The 25,177-nt window shown below is 58.8% G+C and carries 24 protein-coding genes and 1 tRNA gene; 7 read left to right on the top strand and 18 right to left on the bottom strand.

Features of this window, described 5'->3' with window-relative positions; genetic code table 11:
* Window positions 1–4: 4 nt before the first annotated feature.
* The 13 genes from N675_RS09865 to N675_RS09805 all read right to left on the bottom strand — a co-directional run bounded on the left by N675_RS09865 (window position 5) and on the right by N675_RS09805 (window position 15,361).
* Window positions 5–625 carry a DUF3780 domain-containing protein gene (locus tag N675_RS09865; RefSeq protein WP_038039188.1) on the bottom strand — a complete coding sequence of 207 codons (621 nt, stop codon included), beginning with the start codon at window positions 623–625 and terminating at the stop codon, window positions 5–7.
* Window positions 622–3,696, bottom strand: a complete 3,075-nt coding sequence (locus tag N675_RS09860) for a DUF499 domain-containing protein (RefSeq protein ID WP_038039187.1) — start codon at window positions 3,694–3,696, stop codon at window positions 622–624. Before N675_RS09860 ends, N675_RS09865 begins: the two co-directional genes overlap by 4 nt.
* A gap of 344 nt (window positions 3,697–4,040) precedes the next feature.
* Window positions 4,041–4,853 carry a DeoR/GlpR family DNA-binding transcription regulator gene (locus tag N675_RS09855; protein WP_038039186.1) on the bottom strand — a complete coding sequence of 271 codons (813 nt, stop codon included), beginning with the start codon at window positions 4,851–4,853 and terminating at the stop codon, window positions 4,041–4,043.
* The gene (gene iolB / locus N675_RS09850) at window positions 4,850–5,674 is read right to left on the bottom strand and encodes a 5-deoxy-glucuronate isomerase (RefSeq protein ID WP_038039185.1); all 825 of its coding nucleotides are present in this window, start codon (window positions 5,672–5,674) and stop codon (window positions 4,850–4,852) included. The genes N675_RS09855 and iolB overlap by 4 nt, the downstream gene beginning before the upstream one ends.
* Window positions 5,658–6,677, bottom strand: a complete 1,020-nt coding sequence (gene iolG, locus N675_RS09845) for an inositol 2-dehydrogenase (RefSeq protein ID WP_038039184.1) — start codon at window positions 6,675–6,677, stop codon at window positions 5,658–5,660. The genes iolB and iolG overlap by 17 nt, the downstream gene beginning before the upstream one ends.
* A gap of 28 nt (window positions 6,678–6,705) precedes the next feature.
* Entirely contained in the window at window positions 6,706–7,719 is a 1,014-nt protein-coding gene (iolC, locus tag N675_RS09840) for a 5-dehydro-2-deoxygluconokinase (RefSeq protein ID WP_038039182.1), read from the bottom strand.
* Between the two features lie 26 nt (window positions 7,720–7,745).
* On the bottom strand, window positions 7,746–8,675 hold the full coding sequence (locus N675_RS09835; protein WP_038039181.1) for a sugar phosphate isomerase/epimerase family protein: 930 nt from the start codon (window positions 8,673–8,675) through the stop codon (window positions 7,746–7,748).
* A gap of 16 nt (window positions 8,676–8,691) precedes the next feature.
* Complete coding sequence (iolD, locus tag N675_RS09830; protein WP_038039180.1) at window positions 8,692–10,572, bottom strand: 3D-(3,5/4)-trihydroxycyclohexane-1,2-dione acylhydrolase (decyclizing); 1,881 nt, start codon at window positions 10,570–10,572, stop codon at window positions 8,692–8,694.
* An 18-nt stretch (window positions 10,573–10,590) separates the two neighbouring features.
* A complete protein-coding gene (locus N675_RS09825; RefSeq protein WP_038038084.1) occupies window positions 10,591–11,343 on the bottom strand; it encodes a ThuA domain-containing protein in 753 nt (250 codons plus the stop codon).
* The gene (locus tag N675_RS14135; protein WP_081886998.1) at window positions 11,340–12,377 is read right to left on the bottom strand and encodes a Gfo/Idh/MocA family oxidoreductase; all 1,038 of its coding nucleotides are present in this window, start codon (window positions 12,375–12,377) and stop codon (window positions 11,340–11,342) included. The genes N675_RS09825 and N675_RS14135 overlap by 4 nt, the downstream gene beginning before the upstream one ends.
* Before the next feature lie 25 nt (window positions 12,378–12,402).
* On the bottom strand, window positions 12,403–13,470 hold the full coding sequence (locus N675_RS09815) for a sugar ABC transporter substrate-binding protein (RefSeq protein WP_038039178.1): 1,068 nt from the start codon (window positions 13,468–13,470) through the stop codon (window positions 12,403–12,405).
* Between the two features lie 72 nt (window positions 13,471–13,542).
* Window positions 13,543–14,595: an ABC transporter permease gene (locus N675_RS09810; protein ID WP_156100862.1), complete on the bottom strand. Its 1,053-nt coding sequence runs from the start codon at window positions 14,593–14,595 to the stop codon at window positions 13,543–13,545.
* Window positions 14,579–15,361 carry an ATP-binding cassette domain-containing protein gene (locus N675_RS09805; protein WP_038039177.1) on the bottom strand — a complete coding sequence of 261 codons (783 nt, stop codon included), beginning with the start codon at window positions 15,359–15,361 and terminating at the stop codon, window positions 14,579–14,581. Before N675_RS09805 ends, N675_RS09810 begins: the two co-directional genes overlap by 17 nt.
* Window positions 15,362–15,772: 411 nt before the next feature.
* Between N675_RS09805 and N675_RS14745 the strand changes: the two genes are divergently transcribed.
* The 5 genes from N675_RS14745 (at window position 15,773) to N675_RS09785 (ending at window position 18,722) form a co-directional block, all read left to right on the top strand.
* On the top strand, window positions 15,773–15,934 hold the full coding sequence (locus N675_RS14745) for a BBE domain-containing protein (RefSeq protein WP_277870643.1): 162 nt from the start codon (window positions 15,773–15,775) through the stop codon (window positions 15,932–15,934).
* Between the two features lie 498 nt (window positions 15,935–16,432).
* Window positions 16,433–16,678 carry a helix-turn-helix domain-containing protein gene (locus tag N675_RS09800; protein ID WP_038039176.1) on the top strand — a complete coding sequence of 82 codons (246 nt, stop codon included), beginning with the start codon at window positions 16,433–16,435 and terminating at the stop codon, window positions 16,676–16,678.
* 62 nt (window positions 16,679–16,740) lie between these two features.
* Complete coding sequence (locus N675_RS09795; protein ID WP_038039175.1) at window positions 16,741–17,061, top strand: type II toxin-antitoxin system RelE/ParE family toxin; 321 nt, start codon at window positions 16,741–16,743, stop codon at window positions 17,059–17,061.
* Window positions 17,058–17,444: a helix-turn-helix transcriptional regulator gene (locus N675_RS13740; protein WP_051914544.1), complete on the top strand. Its 387-nt coding sequence runs from the start codon at window positions 17,058–17,060 to the stop codon at window positions 17,442–17,444. The genes N675_RS09795 and N675_RS13740 overlap by 4 nt, the downstream gene beginning before the upstream one ends.
* A 60-nt stretch (window positions 17,445–17,504) precedes the next feature.
* Window positions 17,505–18,722 (top strand): tyrosine-type recombinase/integrase, encoded by a 1,218-nt coding sequence (locus N675_RS09785; protein WP_051914543.1) that lies wholly within the window; start codon window positions 17,505–17,507, stop codon window positions 18,720–18,722.
* A gap of 25 nt (window positions 18,723–18,747) precedes the next feature.
* On the opposite strand, the gene N675_RS14370 is transcribed toward N675_RS09785, so the two are convergent.
* From N675_RS14370 to N675_RS09775, 3 genes are all read right to left on the bottom strand, one after another.
* Window positions 18,748–18,844, bottom strand: a tRNA-Sec gene (locus N675_RS14370).
* A 427-nt stretch (window positions 18,845–19,271) separates the two neighbouring features.
* Complete coding sequence (locus N675_RS09780) at window positions 19,272–19,538, bottom strand: hypothetical protein (RefSeq protein WP_038039174.1); 267 nt, start codon at window positions 19,536–19,538, stop codon at window positions 19,272–19,274.
* 14 nt (window positions 19,539–19,552) lie between these two features.
* Window positions 19,553–21,271, bottom strand: coding sequence for a thiamine pyrophosphate-binding protein (locus tag N675_RS09775; RefSeq protein WP_051914542.1), 1,719 nt, complete (start codon window positions 21,269–21,271; stop codon window positions 19,553–19,555).
* A gap of 148 nt (window positions 21,272–21,419) precedes the next feature.
* Between N675_RS09775 and N675_RS09770 the strand changes: the two genes are divergently transcribed.
* Window positions 21,420–22,250 (top strand): coiled-coil domain-containing protein, encoded by an 831-nt coding sequence (locus tag N675_RS09770; protein ID WP_051914541.1) that lies wholly within the window; start codon window positions 21,420–21,422, stop codon window positions 22,248–22,250.
* Between the two features lie 9 nt (window positions 22,251–22,259).
* Here N675_RS09770 and N675_RS09765 read toward each other — a convergent pair whose 3' ends face one another.
* The gene (locus N675_RS09765) at window positions 22,260–22,553 is read right to left on the bottom strand and encodes a DUF503 domain-containing protein (RefSeq protein WP_038039173.1); all 294 of its coding nucleotides are present in this window, start codon (window positions 22,551–22,553) and stop codon (window positions 22,260–22,262) included.
* 118 nt (window positions 22,554–22,671) lie between these two features.
* Here N675_RS09765 and lhgO point away from each other — a divergent pair, with 118 nt between their 5' ends.
* On the top strand, window positions 22,672–23,892 hold the full coding sequence (gene lhgO, locus N675_RS09760) for an L-2-hydroxyglutarate oxidase (RefSeq protein ID WP_038039172.1): 1,221 nt from the start codon (window positions 22,672–22,674) through the stop codon (window positions 23,890–23,892).
* On the opposite strand, the gene N675_RS09755 is transcribed toward lhgO, so the two are convergent.
* On the bottom strand, window positions 23,876–25,162 hold the full coding sequence (locus N675_RS09755; RefSeq protein ID WP_038039170.1) for an MFS transporter: 1,287 nt from the start codon (window positions 25,160–25,162) through the stop codon (window positions 23,876–23,878). The genes lhgO and N675_RS09755 overlap by 17 nt on opposite strands.
* Window positions 25,163–25,177 lie beyond the last annotated feature (15 nt).

Raw genomic sequence — 25,177 nt, 5'->3', positions numbered from 1 at the left:
TTTGCTATTCCCCGAGCGGAAGCCGCGGTTGTTCGGGACGCCGCTGTTCCCGGCGACGCCGGCGCTCCTGAGCCTCGAGCAACGGTGCCAGCTCGCGGAGGGCCGAGGACGGCGTCCCCTCGGTCGGATTCTCGGCGAGTGCGATCCGGATCGCCTTGCGCCAGCCGCGGTCTTTCCCATGTTCCGGGTGTCCGGCTGTCGCGTTGATCGTCGTGTAGAGCCACCAGCGTTCTTCCGGGGCGAAGCCACGCCAGTTCGCGATGACATTGGGGATAAGCGACGGGTCGAGGTCTTCGACCGCCCACATCAAGAGGGCGAGTTCTTTGCCGAAGTGCGGTGCGAGGAGCGTCCGTGTCTTCCAGTTTGCCGGGCGCAGTCTCGCTCGCCGGAGCCGAGCATTGAACTCGTCGGCCGCAGCCGCAGCAATACGCAACCAGCGATAGCGATCCAGGTGCACCTTGGGCTCCGGGGCCGGGAGCAGTTTCTCGTCGTCCCCTGGTTCCGTGCCGTTCCAGGCAAACCATTCGACGAGGGTCACGAGCTGGCCATCGTCGTTCAGCTCGAAGTGGTGGCCACCATGACTCGGATCGAAGCCGAAGTCGTAGACCGCTCGCTGGCGCGTCACTGCTTGACCTCCTCCGGCTTGAGTTCGGTCCGTAGGTCGGCCACAAGATCGAGCAGTTGTTGTCCCGTTTCGGTCCAGATTGCTTCGACATCGAGGGTGATAAGCCCGTTCGGGAGGTACTGGCGCAGCATTTCGAGGGCATCCCGTAGCTGGGCAGCGGTGAACTCAGTCTGAGAGTCAGCCGTGAGCTGGACCCAGCGTTGTTCCCGGGCGACTATTGCCATGACCCCGCACAAGCGAGCTCCGTGTCGCTCGACCAACTCGAGGAAGCGATACGTTGCTCCCGTATCGTCCAGCCGCTGACGACGCTCCCAACGCGCTGCCTTGTGCCGATCAACAGAGGGTGTGTTCGGACCTATAGGAACGTTAATCTGGAGTACCTGCGAACTCAGCTCATCGGCCGTCGCTTGCGCCAGGATCACCCAGGTATCAGCTGGGACGGGGAACGGTCCGTCATAGTGGATTCCATAGCGATCGGGGCTGGAACCATCGAGCGTGTACCGAATCTCCCCCTCGGGGATCGCGCGAAGTTCGCACATCCGCTGCTCACCCTGCTGGTAGAAGCGATACTTGACCTCCAGGTCGTTCGTCCAGCACGTGGGCTCACCAGTCTCGTGTTCTCCCTTCGAGTCGACCGCGAGGAACCAGACGCGCAAAGCGCAGGTCGTCAACTGACTGCCCTCGAGCTTCGTGGCCTGGGTGGTCGGTGGGCCATTGAAACTGTAATAGACCGTATCGCCATGCAGCGGTTTGACACGGAGCGTGACTTCGCCGGAGTTGTCATCGCGGGAGACACGTTGGATCTGTACTGCAGTTTTCGGCTTGGGGAATGGTCCACGCTGGATGTACCCGCCGCCGATATCGCGCCAGATGTCTCGCTGGACAAGCGCATCCTTGAGATGGTCGAGTGCCCGCGGGTGATGGAGCACCCAGCCTGGGTCAGCTGCTGCTCGCCGTTTGATCTCCGACCAGAGCACTTCCTTCTGGCCCTCCGGCCAGAGACGGCTCTCGAGTAACTGCCGGAACCCGACGGAGTTCGGATCAGTATCCTCACGGAATTTTTCGACCGCCTTGAGCGCTTCGATGATCTGCCGTTCTCCATTGTAGTGATTTGCCACGTACCGCGGGTCGAGGTCGACTGGGACGAGCCCAGTGCGGTAGGGGTAGTAGAGGTTTTGGAACGTTTCGCGGCAGGCGAGGTAGAACGCGCTCTCTTCTCGCTCGGCGATCTTGCGCGCCTCGATGAACTGTGGATCGGTCTCCGGGACATTCTGCTGCTTGAACTCCTCCATGATCTGCCGGATAGCCCGGAGATAGGCAGCGCGTTCGATCACGCGCTCATAACCGGCGGAAGTACCGGTGAGGAAGAGGACCCGGTTCTTGTATTGCTGGTTTTCCCACCAGCGTTGAACCTCGGCCAGCGCCGTTGACAACGGACGGAAGATGATGAGCGTCACCCGATCTGGGCTCAGCTGAACCTGATCGAGCGCTGGTAACGGCTCGACAACCTGATAGCAGGTTTGAAGATTCGGCGTGAACATGCCGCGGAGGCGCTCCCGAAGCTCAAGTTCGCGCTCGTCGCGCAGCCCGCTCGCATAGCTTTCGAGCTTGGCGTTGAGGTTCTCGACATTCTTGAAGAGCAGTTTCCCGGCGGTTGTCGTGTGGAGATACCAGGCGTACTGCTGAAGATGATCCAGCGCCTCACGCACCTGCGTGAGTTCCCGGCCTGGTTCGGCCAGATAGCCGAAGATTTCAGACCGATCTAACCCGAGGACTGGATTGACAGCCAGCGACAATGAGGAGAGGAAAATCAACGTCGCCGCATCACGGGCACCGCTCCCACCGAGTTCTGCGTCGATCTGTTGGGCAACCGCGCCACCCCGCTCGTCGACGATGTCGTGGGCGATGGCGTTCTCAAGGGCTCCATTGATCTGTCGGATCTCGCTAATCATGTCTGAGCGGCTGAGGTCGACATCGTGAGCGCCGACCAGGAACTTGTGCCGCGCGGCGCCGGTCGACCACAATTGCGCGACGACGATCCGCATCATCCGGATCAGGGCGCGTGTTTGCTGGAACCCAGGGTTCTCGCGAAAGCGGGCGAAGAGATCGCGGATCGCGGGATGGAACGGGTACGAAGACAGCAACTCGCTCCGTACTGCCTGTGGCGAGAGCGCGCTCAGGTCGAGCACCCGCGCCTGCTCGAGCGCCTGAGCGTACGCGTCAGCAACCTTGGCGATCTCTGCTTCCCCAGGGAGGTGTTTGAAGAGGCGCTGCCGGAGAATCGCGTACAACTCTGCCGTGTTCAAACGAACCGGATCGATCCGCGTTGCGGTGCGATTCGCTTCGAGCTCGAGATTGCGGAGAGCCTCGGAGATCGCCGTACTCCCGGCTTCGTAGGCCTGGGCACGGAGGTCAGTCAGGACGACGCAGACCCTTGGGAGTTTTCCACTGGCGACCGCGACCAACAGATTCGCGAGCGCCACGGTGGTGAGCTGGTCAAGGGTCGTTTGCCCTACCTGGATTGCCCGCGCAGCCTGGAAATAGGGTGGCAATTCATCGAGCAGGATCAGAACAGGATCACCTCGCAAGAGTTCTACCCAGTTTTCCACTCCAGGCGCGCGAAGCGGGCTGTAGAAGTCGCGAAACACCTCCCGTCGGTTGAGTTGTTCGGCGATTTCGCCCCAGATACCGTAGGGGGTATTCGTCTTTCGTCCGCTGAAGGCAACGACCCGGACCGATCCGAGTGGCCCTGGTTTGTAGAAGGACCCCATGACTGGCTCGCGCCACTTCGGATACTTGGCAAGGAGCCCAAGCGCCAGCAGGTTGTGCGTCTTGCCGCCACCCATGGACTGCGAGAGCAGGAAGATGCCAGACGCGTTCTCGGTCTGTCCCTCGAGACGCTTGAAGGCCTCACTCAGGAGTTGCCGCATCCCCTCCGTGACATAGTTTTCTGCGAAGAAGCGTTCTGGATCAAGCTGATCAAGTTCGTCGATGTCATGGACCGTGTCATGAACTGATGGATCAAAAACCCAATCGCGTGGCACACAGAGTGCATCAAGTGTCGTCGTCATCGCTATGTACCCTTCACCCGCCCGCGTCAGTACTGTTTCCCCCCCAATGTATTGGTTGGTGATACGCGCGGTCGACGCGCGGCTTGAGCGCAGCGATACGTGAGTGCTGCTTCGGCTAGCAGACAACTCCGCCGTCTCATCAGATGGCTGATTTGACGAAGCGGTGCCCCCTGCTCCCTCGCTCCGCACGCTCATCAGTGTCCATTCTCATCATGATTGGTCCTCCCGACACTGTCAAGCTGCATTAAGATGATCGAAATTAACGTTGTAAACAAAGTTAGAGTTAGGGTCCTGCGACGCCAGCTTACTGTACCCGCGAAATTGCTGTAAAGGTTGACAAAGGTTCAAGGGGTGTGGGGAGGGGGCAGTGTTTCGCACCTGTGCTTGCTGGGGGCTTGCGGAGCGAGCCAGTATTTGAGCCCACGCGCATCCAGGCGCGACAAGAAGTCAGCCGGGGCCGCAGCATCAGTAATGAGCAGGGCCACTTCTTCCAACGCCGCGAAACGTGCCAGCGTTGGCTGCCCAAGCTTGCTGGAGTCGGCGAGCACGTAGGCCACGCTCGCAGCCTGCAGCAGCGCCCGTTTCGTCTGCGCTTCAATCGGGTTCGGCGTCGAGTAGCCTTGGTCATCCACACCCGTCGCCCCCAGAAACGCTTTGTCGACATGGTAGTGCCGCAGCATGTCGACCGCTGCCGGCCCGATGAGCGCCAGGCTATGGTGCCGCATCTGCCCGCCCGTGAGTAGCACATCGAAGCCGGACTTGGACAGTTCCAAGGCGACCGGCATCGAATTCGTGATGACGTAGAGCCGACGAAACCGGTGGCGCAGCAGCCGTGCCAGGGCGAGCGTGGTGCTGCCAGCATCCAGGATGATGCTGTCGCCCTCTTGGATCAGCTCGAGCGCGGCCCAGGCGATCGCTTGTTTCTCCTGCCGCTTAAAGTTGAGCTTCTCGTAGAACGAAGGATTAAACAGGCTTTTATGGACCGGAATGGCCCCGCCATGCGTGCGGTGGAGAATGCCACGCTCTTCTAGTTCATGCAGATCTTTGCGAATCGTAACCTGACTGACGCCAAAGCGCTGCGCAAGCTCATCGACTGTCACTTCACCTTTGGTTTCGAGTAGTTCAATGATGTATCGTCGCCGTTCTTGAATACTCATACGCCTCCGATTGGCAGTATCAGTGGATTACCTGACCAGTCTTTGCGAATCCAGGCCCACGTTGGGTCGTCAACAGGTGGTAGGGCTCGCTCGGCTCCTCGCGGATCACCAGCCAAGTAATTGAGATAATAAACATTTGCCCCCGGCGGTGCTGCAACAGGATGATACCCCTGTCTCACTAGTACCAAATCGCCGTCATGAACGGCAAAGAATGCTTCACATCCTTCTTCTGGATCATAGTTCCAGTGGATGGCCTGTGCTGTGACCGGTTGGATTCGATAGTAGTAAATTTCTTCAAAGTATGGTGAACCAAGACGTCCATCGTGCCGATGTGGTGGCCAACCCGACCAGAAACCTGATGGCGTGTAAACCTCATAGAGAATGAGTCGTTCAGCTGGCAGATCAGGACCAAGAATGTGGTTAACCTGCCGCCATGCCGGTCCTCCGCCACGCAACTCAATACGCATCTCTGCTGGCGCGAACAGACGCAGAGGAAACATACCAGTGGCTGGGGCACATCCAATCGCGAATGTAAGCGCTGTAATTGCTGACACGCGAAGATGACATTGTGGCGGAATGTAGAGAACATGCGGTAATTCCTGAAAGACATTACTACGCTGTAGCTGAAAATTCTGATTGCCTACTCTAGCCAGTCCTTTTCCTTCTAAGGGTACAAGTGCTGCCTCCTGTTGACCAAGAAGCAGATCATAGCCTTCGCCGACTTGGAGCTGAATAACCCAGAATGAGAGGTAGCGCCATCGGGCCTGCATGGGCGTGATGCCCACGATAGCCCTACAGGCTGGATTAGATGCAATCCTCATGATTCAACACCTCCGCCACAGCTACCCGTCGCCCCTCGCTGACACTTTGTGCAGCAGCGAGACCAATCGCGAGGGCCTGTAAGGCATCATCCAAGTTCGGTGTCGGCGGTTTCCCAGTGCGAAGTGCATGACAGAAAGCAGCTAACTCTGCCTGATATGCTGATTGAAAGCGATCGAGGAAGAAGTGGAAGTGGTCGACGATTACGCCGCTTTTACTGTACCAGTATAGGGGTGTTTTAGGCAAAGCGTGGATAACGAGCATTCCTTGCGCCCCGAAAATTTCGGTGCGAATGTCATATCCGTAGACTGCACGACGACTGTTCTCGATTACTCCTAATGCACCGTTCGCGAATTCCAGCACTGTTATTGTAGTATCCACATCCCCAGCAACAGCAATTTCCGGATCGACAAAGACACGGCCCCATGCTTGAACCGCGGCGACATCACCAACCAGAAATCGGGCAAGATCGAAATCGTGGATGGCTAGATCGATGAAAAGCCCACCCGAAGCTTTCAGGAATGCTGGTGATGGTGGAAAAGGATCCCGAGTGACAGCGTGGAACTGTTCAACGGGACCAATGCTCTCCAAACGCTCCCGTGCCGCGATGTATCCTGGGTCATAGCGACGCTGGAATCCAATCTGGAATGGCACCCCTGCGTCGCGAACTGCAGTTGCTACTGCCTCTGCTTCGGCAAGGGTCAGAGCGATTGGCTTTTCACAGAAGATCGCTCGTTTAAAATGGGCTGCAAGGCGGATATGCTCAGCGTGAAGCACAGAAGGCGAGGCAATAACAACTGCGTCGACGCCTGGATAGGCAATTGCCTCAGCAGGATCACGGAATGTCCGTTCTGCCTGTGACAGGAGGGCTGCTTGCGCTGCAGCGTCACCATTTGGGTCAGCAACAGCCACGAGCTTAACCTCTGGCATGTTGGCTAGGTTCCGGGCATGTTCTAGTCCGATCCGTCCTGCACCAATGAGTGCAATTCCGATTGCCTGACTCATCTCAACTTTCCCTCTTTGCCATAAGCAGCTAGTGTGTTATGTGTTCCCCAAGAAATTGTTCAACTTCAACACGCGTGGGCATAAAGTCAGCACAACCAATCCGAGTTACGATGATCGCCCCACAGGCATTCGCGAACTGGATACTGCGGTACCAATCCCAGCCTTGAAGGCGCCCGTAGATCAGGCCAGCAGCAAATGCATCGCCAGCGCCGAGTGTGTTCACCACCGTTACTACGAAGCCAGAGACCCTAATTGCCTCATGTCCCGGAAGATAGGCTGTTGCACCTGCGGCACCTTGCTTTACAATCAAGGCTTTTGGCCCTGAACAAAGAATTTGATCAATATGAGCATGTAGATCGCCCCATACTTGAGGAGCCGTAAGTTGGTGCCTAGGTATTTGTATGTCGCTCACCCGAGTCGCGAAGAGGGCGTTAACCTCCGCCTCAGTCCCGATAACAACGTCAATAAGGGGTAAGACGAGACGAGTGATTACGCCATAGCTTCGAGGATCACCCCACTGATCTGGACGAAAGTCAAGATCAAGGTAGGTCATACAGCCATTCGCATGCGCTCGTTCAAGCGCATAGAGAGCAGCGCTCCGCGAGGGATCTCGGGCAAGGGCTGTTCCTGAGAGTAGGAAGGTGCGGATCGCGTGAAACGGTAGAGAAGCAACATCATCAATTGTAAGCTGGAAATCTGCTGCGTTCTCGCGATAGAAGACTAGTGGGAAGTGATCAGGTGGTTCGATACCAAGTAGCACTGCTGGAGTTCGCGTTCCCGTCTTACGCGAGATAAATCGGGTTTCCACCCCCTCTTTGGCAAGCCTGGTAAGTACGAAATCCCCGACAATATCGTCGCCAACCGCACTAACAAGCGCCGTGACTAAGCCGAGACGTCGGGCTCCTACTGCGATATTCAAAGGATTACCGCCTAGATATGCTCCGAAGGTTCGAATTTCTGGAAAAGGCACTCCGATGTCATTGGCATAGAGATCAATCGAGCAGCGTCCTAGGGTGACAATATCATACATGTACTCTGGCATTTCACTTCCCCCATTACGACTAGCTTTTACCAGCCAGTGAGTTTGCGAAGATACTCTCGACTCCGCCATGCACTCTCTCGGGGGATAATCGGAGTGCCTGGCACCACGTCTTGCTCAACCGTGATCCACCCGTGGTAGCCAAGACGAAGCAGTGTCTGAATAAGAGCTCCAAACTCAATTGCTCCCTTCCCAAGTTCGCAGAACAAACCAGAACGGACGGCCTTCTGGTAATCCCACCCTTCTGACCGGGCTCGTGCAGCTAAAGTAGGGTCAACATCCTTAAGGTGGACATAGCGAATTCGAGGCCCGAAGCGCTCTACTCCTTCTAAGACAATGCTGGCGTCTAGGCCTCCACTGCCATAGAAGTAATGTCCCGTGTCAAACACAAGCCCAATTTCTGTACGCCCAAGCACTTGCGCAATCTCGTCCGGGGTCTCAACGTAGCTGGCACAGTGGGGATGAAATACAGTTTCAATGCCAGTGGTCTCTCGAACCGCCTGGACAATCTGTTTGATTCCTTGGGTGACAATATTCCATTCCTCTTTCGTGAGGCTCATCTCTGGGCGTATTCGGCCAGCGTAGGTAAGGCGAACCGGTGCAAAGCTGTGTGCGTCAGATAGAATCAGCAGTGGTCGCCAGTGTGGGTCGCCGATATCAGCAACCTGTGCAAGAAGTGTGGCGGTGCGTACAGCTTGTTGTATCCCCTCACGATGAGCATGAGGATTAGTCAAGGCTACCATGACAAAAGCACCCAGGAGCGTTAATCCGCGTCGGTCCAGCTCTGCTCTAAGAACCTCTGGGTCAGTCGGGAGATAGCCGTAATCTCCCAGTTCTGTTCCCTCATAACCAGCCTCGACAAGTTCATCGAGCATCTGGTAATACGGGAGTCGATCCCCCGATATCCCTTCGATAATGCCCCACGAGCAGGGTGCATTGCCGAAGCGCAGCCGCTCCATCTACATTACTCCTCATTTAGCCGAACCACCGTTGCTGCTGCCGGGCCTGCTCATAGGCCTGGCGGGCGGCCTGCACCGCCGGCTGCTCCGAGACTGCGGCAACCGGCACGTCCCACCAGCTCTCACAGCCCGGCAGCCGGTCGTCTGGATCAACCGGCACAACCAGCACCTTCACCCCCGGCAGCCGCTGTGCCTCCGCTAGCCGCGCCGCCAGTTCCTCGTAGCTCGTCACAGCCCAGGCCCGTGCTCCCATCGCCGCCGCATGCTGGACGTAGTCAACGACGATCGGCGGCCCATCCAGTTGCCCGGTCGCCGGATTCCGCGCCCGCAATAAGTTCCCGAACGGCGGCGAGCCCACCGCCTGCTGTAACCCGTGGATCGAGCCAAACCCGCCATTGTCCACCAGCACCACGGTGAGGTCAAGCCCCTCGGCCACGGCGGTGACTAACTCCGCGCTGGCCATGAGGTAGCTCCCATCGCCCACCAGCACCACCACGTCCCGGTCTGGCTCGGCCAGCTTCACCCCAATCCCTGCCGGCAGCTCATAGCCCATGCACGAGTAGCCATACTCGACGTGGTAGGCGGCGGGCTCCTCCGCACGCCAGAGCCGCACCAGGTCCCCCGGCATGCTCCCCGCCGCATTGATCACCGTCGCCCGCCCGCCGACGACCGTGTTGAGCACTCCCAGCACTGCCGCCTGGCGGAGTCGTGGCCCGGCTGCTGCGGGCGGCGTGCGCCACGCCGCGACCCACGCGTCCCACTCGGTCCGCAACTGCGCCACCTCGGCCCGGTAGGGCGCAGCCGTGCCCGGCCAGTCGCTGAGCGCCGCCGCCAAGGCCTCTATCCCCTGCCGGGCATCGCCCACCAGCGCCACCCCGCCCAGTTTGGCCGCATCGGCCGCGTTAATGTTCAGCCCGATGACCCGCACCGCAGGATGCTGGAAGGCCGTCTTGGACGCCGTGGTGAAATCGGTCAGCCGTGTGCCGACCGCCAGAATGAGGTCAGCCTGCCGTGCCAGCCGGTTAGCCGCCAGCCCGCCGTTGACCCCGATCGGCCCCACGTTCCACGGATGCTGCCAGCTCAACACCCCTTTGCCCGCCTGTGTCTCGGCAACCGGCAGGCCAAAGCGGCTGGCCAGCGCGGCCAGGGCCTCCCCCGCCGCACTGTAGCGTGCTCCTCCGCCCACAATCACCAGCGGCCGCTCCGCCTGCCGCAGCAGCTGTGCCGCCACGGCGACCGCTGCCGGATCCGGCACCGGCCGGCGGATCGGCCAGACCCGCTCGGCCAGGAAGGCGACTGGCCAGTCATAGGCTTCGGCCTGCACATCCTGCGGCAAGGCCACCGTCACCGCCCCGGTCTCGGCCGGATCCGTCAGCACCCGCATCGCCTCCGGCAGGACGTCCAGCATCTGCTCCGGCCGGGTGATCCGGGCAAAGAAGCGCGAGAGCGGGCGAAACGCATCGTTGACGCTGACGTCGCGCTCCAGTGGGTGCTCGAGTTGCTGAAGCACAGGATCAGGTACCCGGTTAGCGAAGGCATCGGCTGGCAAGAGCAGCACCGGCAGCCGGTTGATCGTTGCCCCCGCGGCTGCGGTGAGCATGTTCGTCGAGCCTGGCCCGATCGAGGCGGTGCAGGCAAACGTACTCAGCCGTTCAGTGTGGCGGGCAAAGGCGGCCGCGGCGTGCACCATCGCTTGCTCGTGCTGCGGGCGATAGGTCGGCAACCCAAGCCTCGTCCCGTATTCGGCCAGCGCCTGCCCCAGCCCGGCTACGTTGCCATGCCCGAAAATGGCCCAGACCCCGCGGATCAATCGCTGGCGCACGCCATCGCGCTCGCTATACTGCGCTGCCAGGAAGTGCACCAGGGCCTGCGCCACCGTCAGCCGGCGCGTCGTCATCGTCGGCCTCCTCTCCCCTTAGTCCAGCGGCTCCAGCGGGTCCGGCCGGTGCGCGCCGCCCTGGCGAATACCGGCCACCGGCGCCCCCGAGAAGTCGTTGGGGGCTGCCCAGCGCACCGCGTTGACGATGACCCGCTGGACGAGCGGGTGATGGTAGATCGGGAAGGTCTCATGGCCCGGGCTGAAGTAGAAGATCCGGCCCCGGCCGCGGGTGTAGGCGCCACCGCTGCGAAAGACTTCGCCCCCCTGGAACCAGCTGATGAAGACGAGCTCGTCGGGCGCCGGGATGTCCGTCGGCTCGCCATACATCTCCGACTGCGGCAGCTCGAAGTATTCCGGCAACCCAGCCGCGACCGGGTGGGCCGGCTGCACCACCCACACCCGCTCCCGTTCCCCACGCTCGCGCCACATCACCTTGCAGGTCGTGCCCATCAGCCGCCGGAAGATCTTCGACTCGTGGGCGGAGTGCAGCACCACCAGTCCCATGCCATCGAGCACACGCTGCTGCACCCGGTCGACGACGGTGTCGGCGACGGCCTCGTGTGCCAGGTGGCCCCACCAGACCAGCACGTCGGTCGCCGCCAGCGTGGCCGCGTCCAGCCCGTGCTCCGGCTCGTCCAGCGTGGCCACGCGCACCGTGCAGCCAGCCGCCTCCAGGGCTGCGGCCAGCACCGCGTGGATGCCTGCCGGATAGTGGGCACGCACCGCGGGATCCTGTCGCTCGTGCCGGTATTCGTTCCAGATCGTCACCCGCACCGGCTTCACCGTCATCGCGCTGCACCCCTTAGTTCAAAGTCTTTTCGGTATAGCTTAGGACACTCGGGGATCTTTATCGTTAACATATCATCTGATTGCATTGATTTTAAGCAATAATCGGCAACTAGTGTTGCCATGTAGCCATCCCATGCAGTTGGCCCCTCGTGTTGTCCGGTAAGCAGGCTTTCGATCCACTTACGCAACTCAAGTTCATAAGACGCGGCAAAACGCTCTTCATATCCTTGAGCAATCGCGCCGGTCACCTTTCCCTCTTTACTAGTGGTAAGATTTGGATTCTCTCTTAGGAGAAGCGAACCTTCTTCTCCTACAACTTCGCAAGAAATGTCGTAGCCGTAGGAATTAACAAAGATCTCAATTTCTGCAACTACACCACTTGATAACTTAAGAATAATTATCACTGGATCATGAACAAGGTTCTGTTTTGCTCGGGACGATCGAGGCGGTAGAAAAACTTTAACTTCGCTGACTTCTGACTCAAACAACCAGCGCACTAGGTCGAACTCATGCACGGCGGTATCGGTGATAGGCATATCGCCAGTATAGTGAGAAGGCACACCAGGATTGCGATGTCTGCAGTGGATCAATAAGGGTTTTCCCACTATATGTGCATCAAGGGCCTGCTTGAGTTCCAAATAAGCTTTGTCGTATCTGCGATTGAATCCAACCCATACGAGACGACGATCTGCCTTGAGTTCTGCTTCGACGATACGTTGGCAGTCTGCAACGGTAGGGGCCAGAGGCTTCTCACAGAATACTGGTTTCCCCCTGCTAATTGCCCTCACCGCTAAGTCTGCATGGGTAGCTCCCCAGCTAGCGATAACCACAGCATCAATCTCTGGTGAATCAATAAGCTCATTGCTACTCTCAAAGGCTCTCAGGGATGGTATTTCGCGAGTTAGTGCCGCAACGCGATCAGAGCTTAGATCAACTACACCTGTTACCTTAACTAAGTCTGGAGCAAGATGATGTAGGCGTCGAACATGACCCTGTCCGATTGCTCCAACACCAATAACACCAATTCGAAGCATGTGGTATTCCTCCAAATATTGGCTTTTATTTGATGTACTGCTGCGCGTTGTCTTTCGTTACCAAGGTGGTACCAGTATCGATGCGTGGTGGTACTGGCTGGCCCTTAATAGCCTTAAGTGCATTTTCAATCCCGAGCTGTCCCATCTTGTAGGGATTCTGTGCGATAGAAGCACTCATCTCGCCAGCTAGGATGCTCTTGGCAGCATCAGGATTCGCGTCAAAGCCAACAATAATAATGCCCGGTAGTTTACCAGCCGCTTTGGCGGCCTCGGCTGCTCCTAATGCCATAAGATCGTTCGTAGCGAAGACAGCTTCTAAATCTGGATTGGACGTGAGAATATCTTCCATAACTTGTTGCCCTTTGGCTCGATCTGAATCCGCTGGCAACTCTGCAACAATTTTCGCTCCACAGGCTTGCAATGCGGCTTTAGCCCCACTATCGCGATCAATATGTGTTTGTTGCGTCATAACGCCAGTTATAATAGCAACTTTTTTAGATTTCGACAGATGTTGACAGATATATTGGCCAGCTAATTGGCCACCTGCTTTGTTGTCCGTTCCGATAAAGGTAATCTTTCCCGGCCATGGAGCATCTGTATCAACGAAGAGGACAGGAATTCCCTTCGCCTTAGCCTTATCGAGGGTGGGATTCAACGCTTGTGGATCAGTCGGCGCGACAACAATCGCTTGAACTCCAGCAGTGATTTGGTCCTCAATTTGACTGATTTGGGTCTGAACATCAGTTTCGTTAGGCGGAGCGAGAACGACAAGATCAACTCCATTTGTTTTTGCTGCGTCACGCGCTCCTTGTTCCACTGCAGCCCAGAATGGATTGCCGCCGCCCGGACCCTTCATGCTTAGCAGAATTTTAACTTTGCCAACTGTAGTGCTGCTCGCCGTAGGAGAGTTTTGTGGAGCCGGCGTTGGCGAAGCGGTTTGAACAGTCCCCTGAGTAGGAGTTAGAGCGGCAGTCGGGGTATTACCACTGACTCCCCCGGCCGTTGTGGGAGTCGCCCCCCCTTGAGAGCCACAGGCTACAACAAGGATAGCTAAGGCCGTACCCAAGATAAGTGACTTTAGGCTTTGCTGCATGGCAGTCCCTCCTCTCTACTGCTTAACACCGTACACCTCCATCGCCATTGATCTATGTGCCTAGATCATCTTTTATTGTCCTCGCTGGAAACGTTGTGCGATTTGTTGGCGCAAAACATCTCCATAGACGACCGTAATCACTATGACTCCTATTAAAACTTGTTGCCAGAAAACACTAACATTAAAGAGATTTAGTCCATTTCGCAATAGACCGATAATAATGACCCCTGCAAATACGCCTAGAAGGTTGCCGCGACCTCCGAAAAAGCTAGTTCCTCCAATAATGACAGCAGCAATAGCATAGAGTTCGTCACCTAATCCAGCATTTGGATACCCTGAACCAGTGCGACCGGCTAAAATAAGACCAGCTAATCCAGCGAGCGTACCAGAGAGGGTATAGACAATAACGAGGATACGATCAACATCAATACCGGCATAGCGAGCGGCTTTGGGATTTCCTCCAACAGCATAGATGCGGCGCCCGGTTACAGTTCGGTGTAAGAACACCCCTACCAGACTATAAAGTAGCAAGACAGCAATGAAAGCCCAAGGGATAGCTAGATTTTTGCTAAGTTCAATATCGCTCGCACCAAGCCAGCGTATAGATGGAGGCAAGCCAGAGATCGGCACACCACCTGATATAAGGTTAGTCAACCCCCGCGCAATATATTGTGTTCCTAGTGTCATAATAAATGCGTGCGGAAGACGCAAACGGGTTAATCCAATACCATTGAGAAGACCAAATAAACATCCAATTAAGAGCGGGGTGAATACGCATATGATTACAGGGACACCAGCGTGAACAGCTAACGCCAGAGTAACCATGCTCAACGCCATAACCGAGCTGATAGAGAGATCGATGCCCGCGGTAAGGATAGTGAAGAATTCACCAAGCGCTAAGACAGCGATATAGGGTGTTTGGCGAGCGATATTTGCTAGATTCCCAGAAGTTGGAAATGTCTCAGGCCGAGTCAAAGCAAGGAAGAGTGCCATCAGAAGGGCGATAGCAGCGACGCCAAAGCGCTCGGCTAAGTCAATAGCCCGAATCCGCCATGGGAGCGGAGAATCTATGTTAAGTTTTGACGGGGGCATGCTATACTCTTCAGGTTCATACTGGCTTTGCATGGCTTAACCCCATAATCCATCCAATAACATCATTAGGTTGCACTGATTCAATTGGAGATTCAGCAAAGTTGCGCCCCTGATATAGAGCCATTACTCGGTCGCATACTTGAAAAATGTCGTCGATTCGGTGGCTGATGAGAATCACAGCAACTCCATGATCTTTGAGAGATCGGACTAAGTTGAGCACTTTGTGGACCTCCTTAATTGCAAGGGCAGCTGTTGGCTCATCCATAATAACGACACGTGCCCTAAAGACCGTAGCTCGTGCAATGGCTACTGCCTGTCTTTGCCCTCCTGAAAGTAGCTCTATTCTTTGCCAGATGTCAGGAATATTAATTTGTAATTGGTTAAGATGAGCGTGGGTCTTAGCTGCCATGGCGCGGAAATCAACGAAGCGAATAATGCCTTTTATATACGTTTTGGTAATTTCACGTCCAAGAAAAATATTTTCGACCACCGATAAATTATCGGCTAATCCTAAATCTTGGTATACCATTTCAATGCCTATATTGCGTGCGTCCTGCGGGTTCGCGAACCGGACAGGTTTTCCTTGCCACAGTATCTGGCCGGCGTCTGGCTGATATGCACCGCTTAAAATTTTCATTAATGTTGATTTCCCCGCTCCGTTATCACCGACAAGGCCGAGTACTTCTCCAGAGCGTAACGTTAAATTGACATGATCAAGAGCAGTAACCGCTCCGAAACGCTTACAGATGCCTCGCATTTCGATTAACACGTTATTATCTCTAGTAACCCCTTCAGCCATTTGATAAACCCTCAGTTATCACTTTAGTGGAGATCGCCGTTTTCACTTTCAAAGCGTAACATATGTGGTTTCGTTTGTCAAGATTCCGGATAGGCTATGGCTCTTATACCGAGAATTGGGGGCAGATGCCCGGAGCCTATCCGCTGGGTCTGTCCCACGACTGGCGTTCTGGCTTCATTAGTTGCCTCATCGCGCTGCTAGTAAATTGTGGTGTACTACGGCAACTACTGCCCGACACCGCTGTCGATGATCCATATGCATCACCAAGGGGCGCGATTGTGCGTGTCGTTCTGGCGTCAAGTGCGTTCGTCCATCCAACCTATCTATCATCTTTATGACATCTTGGCGATCTGGACGGTTCCGGTGGAGGATGAGCGCAGCCAGTCGAGGCTGCGCCGCTGATCCGGGGCTCTGCAGGCCAACGAACGTGGCACCTATGTCAATTTCATGAGCGGGGAAGGGGATGAGCGAGTGCAGCAGACCTATAGTCCGCACTACGAGCGGCTGGTTGCCCTCGAGCGGCGGTGTGGTATCACGAACTTCTTCCGGCTCAATCAGAATATCTGTCCGTAGGGTGAGCAGGATCACAGGGAGTGCGGCCTGTGCTCCACTCTCGTTCTTGCTGAAGCACGACTGATCAGCGCCAGTCGCGCTTAGGCTGCTGATTAGTGTGTCCCTCCGGCTGTGCTTACAGGGCAGGCCCAGGCGGTTGCGGCAGAGGCGGTCGGATCGCGAGCACGTACCGGTCATGGCGTTGACGAACTCGAGCATGCCAGCGCCGTTGACCATGCTGCGAGTATCCGGCTGACCGGAGACCGTGCACAGACCGTGTTCTGGGTTACCGGTTTCTTAGCCTTCGCCAGCCGCTTGTCGAACAGAGCGGCGCACTGCTCGGCTTCGCTTTTGATCGTTCACTGTGCCGTTGGTCAACTCCCTTTTCCATTCCTCTCGACCCACTACCAACCGATTCTGACCATAGTGACCAAGTCTGGTATGTCTTGTTAAGGATCGGATCAAAGTGGTTCGTTTCGTGGCAGATCTGGTACGATAGCTCTGGACAAGGAGGTGGCGATGAACGAGGAACGGATCTGGCCGCTCCGACGGTGGAGGATCGAGCGCGGCTATGGAATCCGGGAGCTTGCGCGTCGAGCTGGCGTGTCGCATGCGACAATCACGGCGATCGAACATGGAAGACGACAGCTCCCACGTGGCGAAACCTGGCGGAAGCTCGCCGAGGCGTTGGCGATCAAGGTCACCCAGATCGCCGAGTACCGCGCCGCGGTTGGCTTGGATGCTGATGCAGCGTCCCAGTCATGAACCACGCACTGGTTCATACTGGTATAGCATGCATACTATACTCCATGTGGAGGGTTAGCTTCGTGGCTGTCGCGGAAGCGGAACTCGCCCTGCTCCCGCCTGACGAGCGGGTCGCGCTCTTGCACGCGGTCGAAAAACTCATGGCGCTCGGCCCCCGACTCCCGTACCCGCACACGAGCACGGTCCGTGGCATGGCCAACCTGCGCGAACTCCGGCCGCGCTCGGGACACAGTCCCTGGCGGGCGCTGGACACGCGGATCGGTGGCCGCTTCGTCATCCTGACGATTGCCCCCGAGGCCCGGCACGACCCGCCGGGGTTCCGTGCCGCCGTCCAGCGGGCGCAGGAACGCGCGGCAGCGCTCCGGGAAGGAGGAACCGCATGACGACAGAACCTGAACGCCGACTCGAGCCGGCGACGGCAGTGCTCGCGCGGGCGCTGACGGATACGGCAGTCCGGCAGCGCTGGCAGGCCACCGCTCTGGCGCGGGCATTTGCGCTCTGGCTGGTGCGGCGCCGGGCCGAACTCGGTCTCTCCCAGACGGAACTGGCACGCCGGCTCGGGGTGAGCCAGCCCACGGTGGCCCGCTGGGAGTCGGGCGAGCATGTGCCGGAGATCGCCACGCTCGTTCGGTTGGCCGAGACGCTGGGGTTGCACGTTGCGCTCGAGATCGTGCCGGCCCACCCAGGTGAGGGAACGGCTGTGGTTGAGGAAGACGCCGAGACCCCGCAGGGGGCGCGCCTCCACGCGCTCCTGGCGGTGCGCTAAACGGGACGGTACCCGGCTCCCACTGGGGAACCGGGCGCTCCGCAGAAAGGAGTGTGTGCAATGACAACCGTACCCGAAGACCACAGCAAGCGCAAGAGCCGCCGCCGGGGGAGCGGCGAAGGCACCGTCTTCTTCGACCAGCGCCGTGGGAAGTGGGTGGCGCAGCTCTCCGTGCCCGATCCAGTCCGGGGCCGGCTGCGGCGAGTCTCGCGCGTGGCCGACACGCAGCGCGAGGCGCTCAAGCTCCTGCAGAAGCTGCGGGAAGAACACGAGCGGGGGGTGCTGGCCCATGGCCGGCCGCCGACACTCGCGCAGTTCCTCACCCAGTGGCTCGAGGGACGCCGGCCGAGCTTGCGGCCGCGCACCGTGGAGAGCTACCGCATGGTGATCCGCAGCCGGATCGTGCCGGTGCTCGGCCATCTCACCCTGGAGAAGGTGACGCCGGCCGTGCTCCAGGCCGCCTACAGCCAGCTGCTCGCGCGCGGCCTCGCCCCGCGTTCTGTCGTCCACGCCCACCGGCTCCTGCACCGCGCCTTTGAGGACGCCGTGAAATGGGGCCTGCTCGGCCGCAACCCGTGTGACCTGGTTGACCCGCCGCATGCCCCGCGGCCGGCGATTCAGCCGCTCACGCTCGACGAGGTCCGGGCGCTGCTCACCGCCTGCGCCGACGATCCACTCGGCCCGCTGGTGACGCTCGCGGTGTTCACCGGGATGCGGCTGGGGGAACTCCTCGGCCTGCAGTGGGGTGACATTGACTGGGAACGAGGCGAGGTGCGCGTCGTCCGCGCCATCCAGCGCGTTACCGGCCGTGGCCTGGTCGTCGTTGAGCCGAAGACGGCGACGTCACGGCGCAGCATTCCCCTGCCACCGCAGGCGCTCGAGGCCCTGCGGCTCCAGCGGCGGCGGCAACTCGAGCAGCGGCTGGCGGCTGGCCCGGCCTGGGCCGACGGCGACTGGGTCTTCACCACGCGTGTTGGCACGCCGCTCGATCCAGCCGACGTCACCCACGACTACCAGCAGCTGCTCGCGCGCGCGGGCCTGTCACACCGGCGCTTCCACGATCTGCGGCACACCACGGCAACGCTGCTCTTGACCGACGGGGTGCATCCGAAGGTGGTGGCCAGTCTCCTGGGCCACAGCACGATCCAGCTCACGCTGGATACCTACTCGCATGTCACGCCGGGACTCGCGCGAGAAGCCGCCGACCGGCTCGGCGCGCTGGTTGCTAACTCAATTGCTAACTCCGCGCACACCGCCCCGGAGGACGTCGATGGCTGATCATCGAGTTGGTGCGTACGGACGCTGGCGAGGGCGGATGGGAGTCGAACCCACCAGCGCCGGGACGACCGACGCCCAGCGATTTTGAAGACCGTGCGGGCCACCGGGCCCGATCCGCCCTCATCGCCCCCCGACACGCTCGCCACGTGCCGTGCCCATTGTTGAGCATACCGTTGCTCCGGACATTCGCCAAGCACGCCCTGGCGGTCCTGCTGCTGTCACCCGGCCTGTCTCGACGCGATTCCCTGTCTGGTGCGCCAAACACGCATGGTGGCCTTGACGATGCGCGTTCGTACAGGCGTTGCCGTGATTCGCGCTGCAGTTCGTCTCTCTCCTGTGATGGCTGAGCCGAACGTCGCTGCACTGTGTATATGCCCCTCGCAGCAGTCTCCGGATGCTGTCGTTGGGCGCTGCCGCTGAGAGTATGTTGTAGGAAGCGCGCGCACCTGGAGCAATTGGGCACGAGCGTGCATCGCCAAGGCGATTGGTGTCGCTTACCGTTGACTGAGCGGACTCCAGCCCCTGCCACATCGCGGCGCGTTGATGGTGCTACTGCCGGGAAGTGCCTTGGCCGCGCCGTCGATAGGCCTCTTCAAGCAACGCCTCGAGATCTTCGTTTGTGAACAGATATGTCTCAGGCGCAAGGGTGCTCTCACCGGTGAGTTTGGTCTCTTCAACCCGATAGCCTTTGACTAGAAAGCCTTCCGGTGTCTCAACCAACGCAATGCGGGTGAAATGGTGTGCGTCCAGGTAGTGACCGAGTGCCCGAAGCGTGTCTTCGTAGCGCGTGCGGTAGCGTCCAGTGTGGTCGAGCATGATCCCCTCTCAATCTAACGCACGCTGTGGAACGCCACAAAGTTGGGATGGTGCTCCTGGCTGTCGACCGCAACATCGACGACAGCGGGGACGCCATCGGCATTGGCCCGCTTTGCCGCTTCAAGCGCCGGACCAAGTTCTTCGGGCGTCTCCACGCGCTGCGCCCAGCAGCCGGCAGCGCGTGCGACCGTCACAAAGTCAAAGCGCGCGTGGAATTCGGTCGCAATCACGCGTCCGCCAAGGGCGGTCTGCTGCGTCCACCGTGGCCAGCCAAGTGCCCCGTCGTTGAAGACAACCCACACCACTGGTGCTCGTTCTTGGACCGCAGTTGGGAGCTCATGGAGACCCATCTGGAATGCACCATCCCCAGTTGTACAGACAACCGTCGCCTCAGGTCGTGCAAGTTTGGCGCCGATAGCGCCGCAAACGCCAAATCCCATTGCGGTCTGCTCAGCTGGCGGAACGACAGCGTTTTCCTCGCCGATGATGGTATAGGGCCAGTAATAGGCCCAAAGATCTTGTGCACCGTTCTCATTGACAAGGATGCAGTTACGGTCGAACACGCGGCTGATCATCCAGGCCACGCGTTTGCCACGCACTGGCACCTGGGGATCGTACGCGTCCTGCGCAGCGCGTGCGACGGCTTCGGCATGGCCGGCTGCGAGTTCTGCGACCCGCGCTGGATTCGGCTGCAGCCCATGAGCCAGGCCGGCTGCCGTCAAGGCCTCGAGGGTCAGGGCGGCATCGCCGTGAATCGCGAGATCGGGGATCCAGTTGCGTCCGAGCTCCTCGGCGGCGATATCGATCTGCACCAACCGAGCCCCAGCGGGGAAGTAGTGCCAGTTCCCCGACTGGAATTCTTCGAACCGCGTGCCGACGGCAATCAGGAGGTCAGCCTGTTCATAGATTTCTTGCGCGTATTCTGTTCGGTAGAGGCCAATGAGCCCAGCAAACAGCGGGTGGTCTTCGGGAAAGCACCCTCGTCCGCTTGCCGTTGTTTGAACCGGGATCCCAAACGTTTCGGCAAAACGCCGCACTGCCTGGTGCGCTCGCCCAAGGATCACGCCACCGCCGCAGACGAGCAGGGGACGTCGTGCGGCAGCAAGCAGGTGGATCGCCTGCTCAACCCGGGCTGGATCAGGCGCTGGGCGAACCGTGCGGTCAGCCCGAGCCACTGATGGATGCACAACGGGGGTTAACGCAACGTCGGCTGGGAGCTCGAGGTAGACGGGTCCGGGTTGTCCGGTTGTCGCAAGGCTTATCGCACGCCGCACGGCCCAGCCAACGCGTTCCGGCCGCTCAACGGTGAACGCCCACTTCGTGATCGGCCGGAAGATCCTGAGTTGATCAGCTTCTTGGAATGCCCCCATCCCGAATGTTCGCGTTGGCGCTCGCACGCCGAGGGCAAGCACGGGCATGCAGGCAGACCAGGCCTCGAGGACACCGGGGACAAGGTTCGCGACGCCTGGGCCTGGACAGCCGAAGCAGACGCCGAGTTCACCCGAGACCCGGGCATACGCGTGAGCCATAAATGCCCCGGAGGTCTCATGTCGGACGAGCACGGGGCGGATTGCTGGCTGGTCGTAGAGCGCGTCGTAGAGATGTTTCGCGCCCCCAGGCATCCCAAAGAGCACGCGCACGCCTTCGGCGGCAAGCTGATCAACGAGTGCCTGCCACGGTGTTTGTGCTGGCTTCGCATTTTCGACTTGCTTGCTGGCGATGTGTTGGGTCATGCCCTGTTCCTTCGGTTTTGGTACTGCAGGCCATTTTTGCCTTGCAGCATAGCTGAATTCTTCTTGGAAGCCAACCGGTGCGTTTGGCGCGTTCGCACGCGACTGGCTAGAATGAGGGGGTTGCGAGACGGAGCGTGTGACGAGGACGATGACACAGCGAGCAGTCGCCAAACTCACCGATCTTGAATGGGTGCAGCTGGAACTCGAGTTGCACCGTCGTATGGCACTCCTTGAGCGTGTTCGCCAGGAACTTGCGGCAGAGGAGTTAGGTCAGCAAGCACTCCAACGGCAGATTGACGAGCGGATTGGCACGCTTCGCCGCGAAGTCGATCATATCCAGGCGGAAGTTGCCGTACTGGAATCGCGGCTTCGGCGCCTCCTCCGTGCCGATCGCCCCTTAAGTGATGCTGAACTCAGTGCCCAAGAACGCGCCCAACGATCGACGAATGGAGCCGAGGAAGCTGAAGGCGAGGCGCGCTTCGGCCGGCTGCTCAGCTCTCCCAATGGCCATGACGATGGCATCCTGCGTCAACTCTACCGTTCCCTTGCCCGCCTTATTCACCCCGATCTTGCCCGTGACGAACATGAGCGAGCCCAACGCGAAGCGCTCATGCGCTTAGTGAACCAGGCGCGCGAAGCCGGGGATGTGGACCAACTCCGTCGCTTGCTGGCGATCTGGTCCCGCAGTGATCAGGAGGAGCGGCCACGCGATCTCGAGTCGTTGCGTACCCGTGTTGCTCAGCTTGGCGTGGAACTGAGTGCACTGGAGCGTCAACTTGCGGCATTGCGGCAATCCGATTTAGGACGGCTCCGGGCTCGTGGACCGGCTGCGCTTGAGCGGTACCTTGCGCAACAGGAGCAGGTGCTTCGGCAGGAGCTTGCTCACCAGCGTATGCGTCGTCGCCGTGTCTTACGCCTTATCGAGGAACGACGGCGTGAGCTTGAGCATCGTGCCCAAGTGCAGCAATCCACATCCTAACGGCAAAGATTAGCCCATCGGGATAAGCTCAGTGTGCACGCCGGCAACGTAGCCGTCGACGAGCCGGCGCTCAATAAACTGTGCGACTTCCTGCAGCATGGCATCAGCATGGTCAGCTGATGTTGAGACGCAGACAACCCCTAATTCAGCGGCTTGCCACTGATCATGGCCGTCAACTTCAGCGATCGCGACGTTGAAGCGATGTTGTACCTGGTTGATGATTGCCTTCATTACGTGCCGCTTGTCTTTGAGGGACTGTGCACCAGGGATGAAAATGGAAAATCGTGCGACACCAATAATCATGGCTTGTCACTACCGAGGGCTTCGTACCGACTGCGCCCTCCGCTTGGCGCCTTTTGCCAGAGAATATACCATGGTTGACGCGTGGCTCGTGATACGGTGAGCGGAGAGGGCTGAAGGCATGCAATACGATGTGGCAGTTATTGGAGCGGGAATCGTTGGGTTGGCTGTTGGACGGGAATTGCTCCAGCGGTGGCCACGCCTGCGCCTCGTCGTGCTGGACAAGGAGCCACGCATTGCCGCCCATCAATCAAGCCATAACAGTGGAGTGATCCACTCCGGGCTCTATTACACTCCCGGGTCTCTCAAAGCTCGGCTTTGTGTTGCTGGAGCAGCGCAATTAAAGCGCTATTGTGATGAGCACGGTATTCCCTATCGCGAGTGTGGCAAAGTTGTCGTGGCAACGTCACCAGAAGAACTCCCTCGCTTACAAGCGCTCTTCGAGCGAGGTCAAGCCAATGGTGTGCGTGGCTTGCGTCTGATTGGCCCAGAAGAGTTACGGGAATATGCGCCACACGCAAGTGGGATCCGTGCCATCTGGTCGCCCGTCACGGGGATTGTTGATTACGAGCAAGTCGCCCAATCGTATGCGACTGACATCGTGCGCGCTGGTGGGGCCATCTGGCTTAACCACGCCGTTGTTGGCGTAGCCCGGCGTGGCGGTTGGACCCGTCTCGAGACGACGGGGAATCCCGTTGAAGCGCGGCTAGTCATTAGTTGTGCTGGGCTCTACGCCGATCATGTCGCCCGTCTCAGCGGTGGCGCGCCTGATCCACGCATCGTTCCGTTTCGTGGCGACTACTATGTGTTGCGTCCGGAACGCCGTTCGCTCGTTCCCTGCAATATTTACCCGGTACCTGATCCGCGCTTCCCATTCCTGGGGGTTCATTTCACGCCGCGCATGGATGGGAGTGTCTGGCTGGGGCCAAATGCTGTGCTTGCCTTCGCCCGCGAGGGGTATGGGCGCTTCACCGTGCGGCCAAACGAATTGCTTGAAACGTTGACGTATCCCGGATTTCAACGTCTTGCGCGCCGATACTGGCTGACGGGCGCGCTGGAAATGTGGCGGGACTTTAGCCGGCGTGCGTTTTTGCGCGCGCTCCAGCGCTACATCCCCGAACTGACTGACGATGACCTTCTGCCTGGGCCTTCTGGCGTGCGTGCTCAGGCTATGACGCGCGATGGCACGTTAGTTGACGATTTCGTTATCGAACGTCAGCCTGGTATTGTCCACATTCGCAATGCGCCATCGCCGGCCGCGACCTCGTCGCTCACGATAGCTGCGTACGTTGCGGATCAAATTGCAAGTGAAGCGGAAGCACTGGTCACGGCGATGGTGTAACAGACTGGGAGACTGCTCGCTGAGCTGCGGGATGGGTACGAAAGACGCCGACCATCACCCCAATGCTCAGTATGGTGAAGAGGCAAAAGGCGAGGAAGACTGGCCCATACCCCGTGCTCACGATAACCCGTCCGGCGACGAGGCTCGCACCGGCCCAACCGAGGTTCCAGGCAGCACTTCGCCAGCTGTAGGCTGTCGCTCGTAACCTCCCTGGAAGGACATCAGCGACCAACGTGGAATCGATTGGCCAGGCCATTGAGATCGACACCATCCGGACAAGGTGGGCGAGAATCGCAAGTCCAGGGTTCGGGAGGAGTGCCAAGAGTGCGAAGAGCGGCACGGGAGCGAAGCGAATGACGCTCACTGCTCCCAGTGGCCCAAATCGGCGTGCCAGTGGCGGGCTAAACAAGCCAAAGAATGCTCCGAGCAAATTGCCAAGTGCATACACGAAACCGATTTGACTGGTCCGCATCCCGATGTCAGAGAGGAAAACGTTGTAGAACGGTACCGCTGCACCTGATCCTAAGCTAAGGAGACCGCCAGCCAGTACGAAGGCGATGAGATAGAAGTGCCCCTGGCGTTGGCGCTGGTTTTCGTTCAGACGAATGTGCAGGCTCGTTGTCTGTTCCAGCCGATGCCAGCGTGCTTGGCGCATTTGGAAGAGTGGCACGAGACCAACAGCTGTCAGGATCATGCTGAAGACAAGGGCTGTTGCATAGCCGAGTGCACTTGGACCATGTCGTCCAAGCAGCACGTTGACGAGCCGCGGTGTCCAGCCGCCAAGAAGGCTCCCAAGTGTTGCCGAGACTGATGTGAGGGAAAGCGCTACTGCGGCGACCGTTGATCGCTCACGCGATGGCACGTGCTCGACAATGAAGGGCATGAGTGTTACGAGGACAAAGCCGGAGCCAATGCCATAGAGTGCTCCAAAAATCATGATGGTTATTGGATGCGTCGAAAGCGCTAAGGCAATGGAACAGACAACGAATGCGGCCGTGCCATACGTGGTTGTCCACCACGAACCACGGGCATTCAGGAGGCGTCCAATCAGGAGTGCTCCGAGCGCAAGCGCAATCGTCGAGGCGCTGTTGAATAATCCAATGAAATCTTCTTTATAGCCAAGTTGCACAAGGTAAAGGTTGTAGAGCAAGGTAAAGGCACCGATGCCGATATTTGAGAAGAGGCTAAAGACGAAAAAACGCTTGATATCGGCATCAAGCGCGGCCAACCCTTGGATGTATCCTCGTAACCCGCTTCGCACGGCAGCCATGACGTCCCACCCACT

Origin of the sequence: Thermorudis peleae, from assembly GCF_000744775.1 — a bacterium.
Lineage (GTDB): Bacteria > Chloroflexota > Chloroflexia > Thermomicrobiales > Thermomicrobiaceae > Thermorudis > Thermorudis peleae.
This window is presented reverse-complemented; position numbering and strand designations above follow the sequence as displayed.

Excerpts from the sequence above, each read along its gene's own strand:
- N675_RS09780 (WP_038039174.1), bottom strand. The coding sequence starts at position 19,538 with ATGCTCGACCACACTGGACGCTACCGCACGCGCTACGAAGACACGCTT.
- N675_RS09825 (WP_038038084.1), bottom strand. The coding sequence starts at position 11,343 with ATGACGGTGAAGCCGGTGCGGGTGACGATCTGGAACGAATACCGGCAC.
- N675_RS09770 (WP_051914541.1), top strand. The coding sequence starts at position 21,420 with ATGACACAGCGAGCAGTCGCCAAACTCACCGATCTTGAATGGGTGCAG.
- N675_RS09805 (WP_038039177.1), bottom strand. The coding sequence starts at position 15,361 with ATGGCTGAAGGGGTTACTAGAGATAATAACGTGTTAATCGAAATGCGA.
- N675_RS09810 (WP_156100862.1), bottom strand. The coding sequence starts at position 14,595 with ATGCAAAGCCAGTATGAACCTGAAGAGTATAGCATGCCCCCGTCAAAA.
- N675_RS09800 (WP_038039176.1), top strand. The coding sequence starts at position 16,433 with ATGAACGAGGAACGGATCTGGCCGCTCCGACGGTGGAGGATCGAGCGC.
- N675_RS14135 (WP_081886998.1), bottom strand. The coding sequence starts at position 12,377 with ATGCTTCGAATTGGTGTTATTGGTGTTGGAGCAATCGGACAGGGTCAT.
- N675_RS09785 (WP_051914543.1), top strand. The coding sequence starts at position 17,505 with ATGACAACCGTACCCGAAGACCACAGCAAGCGCAAGAGCCGCCGCCGG.
- N675_RS09775 (WP_051914542.1), bottom strand. The coding sequence starts at position 21,271 with ATGACCCAACACATCGCCAGCAAGCAAGTCGAAAATGCGAAGCCAGCA.
- N675_RS09765 (WP_038039173.1), bottom strand. The coding sequence starts at position 22,553 with ATGATTATTGGTGTCGCACGATTTTCCATTTTCATCCCTGGTGCACAG.
- N675_RS09855 (WP_038039186.1), bottom strand. The coding sequence starts at position 4,853 with ATGAGTATTCAAGAACGGCGACGATACATCATTGAACTACTCGAAACC.
- N675_RS09815 (WP_038039178.1), bottom strand. The coding sequence starts at position 13,470 with ATGCAGCAAAGCCTAAAGTCACTTATCTTGGGTACGGCCTTAGCTATC.
- lhgO (WP_038039172.1), top strand. The coding sequence starts at position 22,672 with ATGCAATACGATGTGGCAGTTATTGGAGCGGGAATCGTTGGGTTGGCT.
- iolC (WP_038039182.1), bottom strand. The coding sequence starts at position 7,719 with ATGCCAGAGTACATGTATGATATTGTCACCCTAGGACGCTGCTCGATT.
- iolD (WP_038039180.1), bottom strand. The coding sequence starts at position 10,572 with ATGACGACGCGCCGGCTGACGGTGGCGCAGGCCCTGGTGCACTTCCTG.
- N675_RS09860 (WP_038039187.1), bottom strand. The coding sequence starts at position 3,696 with ATGACGACGACACTTGATGCACTCTGTGTGCCACGCGATTGGGTTTTT.
- N675_RS13740 (WP_051914544.1), top strand. The coding sequence starts at position 17,058 with ATGACGACAGAACCTGAACGCCGACTCGAGCCGGCGACGGCAGTGCTC.
- iolB (WP_038039185.1), bottom strand. The coding sequence starts at position 5,674 with ATGAGGATTGCATCTAATCCAGCCTGTAGGGCTATCGTGGGCATCACG.
- N675_RS09755 (WP_038039170.1), bottom strand. The coding sequence starts at position 25,162 with ATGGCTGCCGTGCGAAGCGGGTTACGAGGATACATCCAAGGGTTGGCC.
- N675_RS09835 (WP_038039181.1), bottom strand. The coding sequence starts at position 8,675 with ATGGAGCGGCTGCGCTTCGGCAATGCACCCTGCTCGTGGGGCATTATC.
- iolG (WP_038039184.1), bottom strand. The coding sequence starts at position 6,677 with ATGAGTCAGGCAATCGGAATTGCACTCATTGGTGCAGGACGGATCGGA.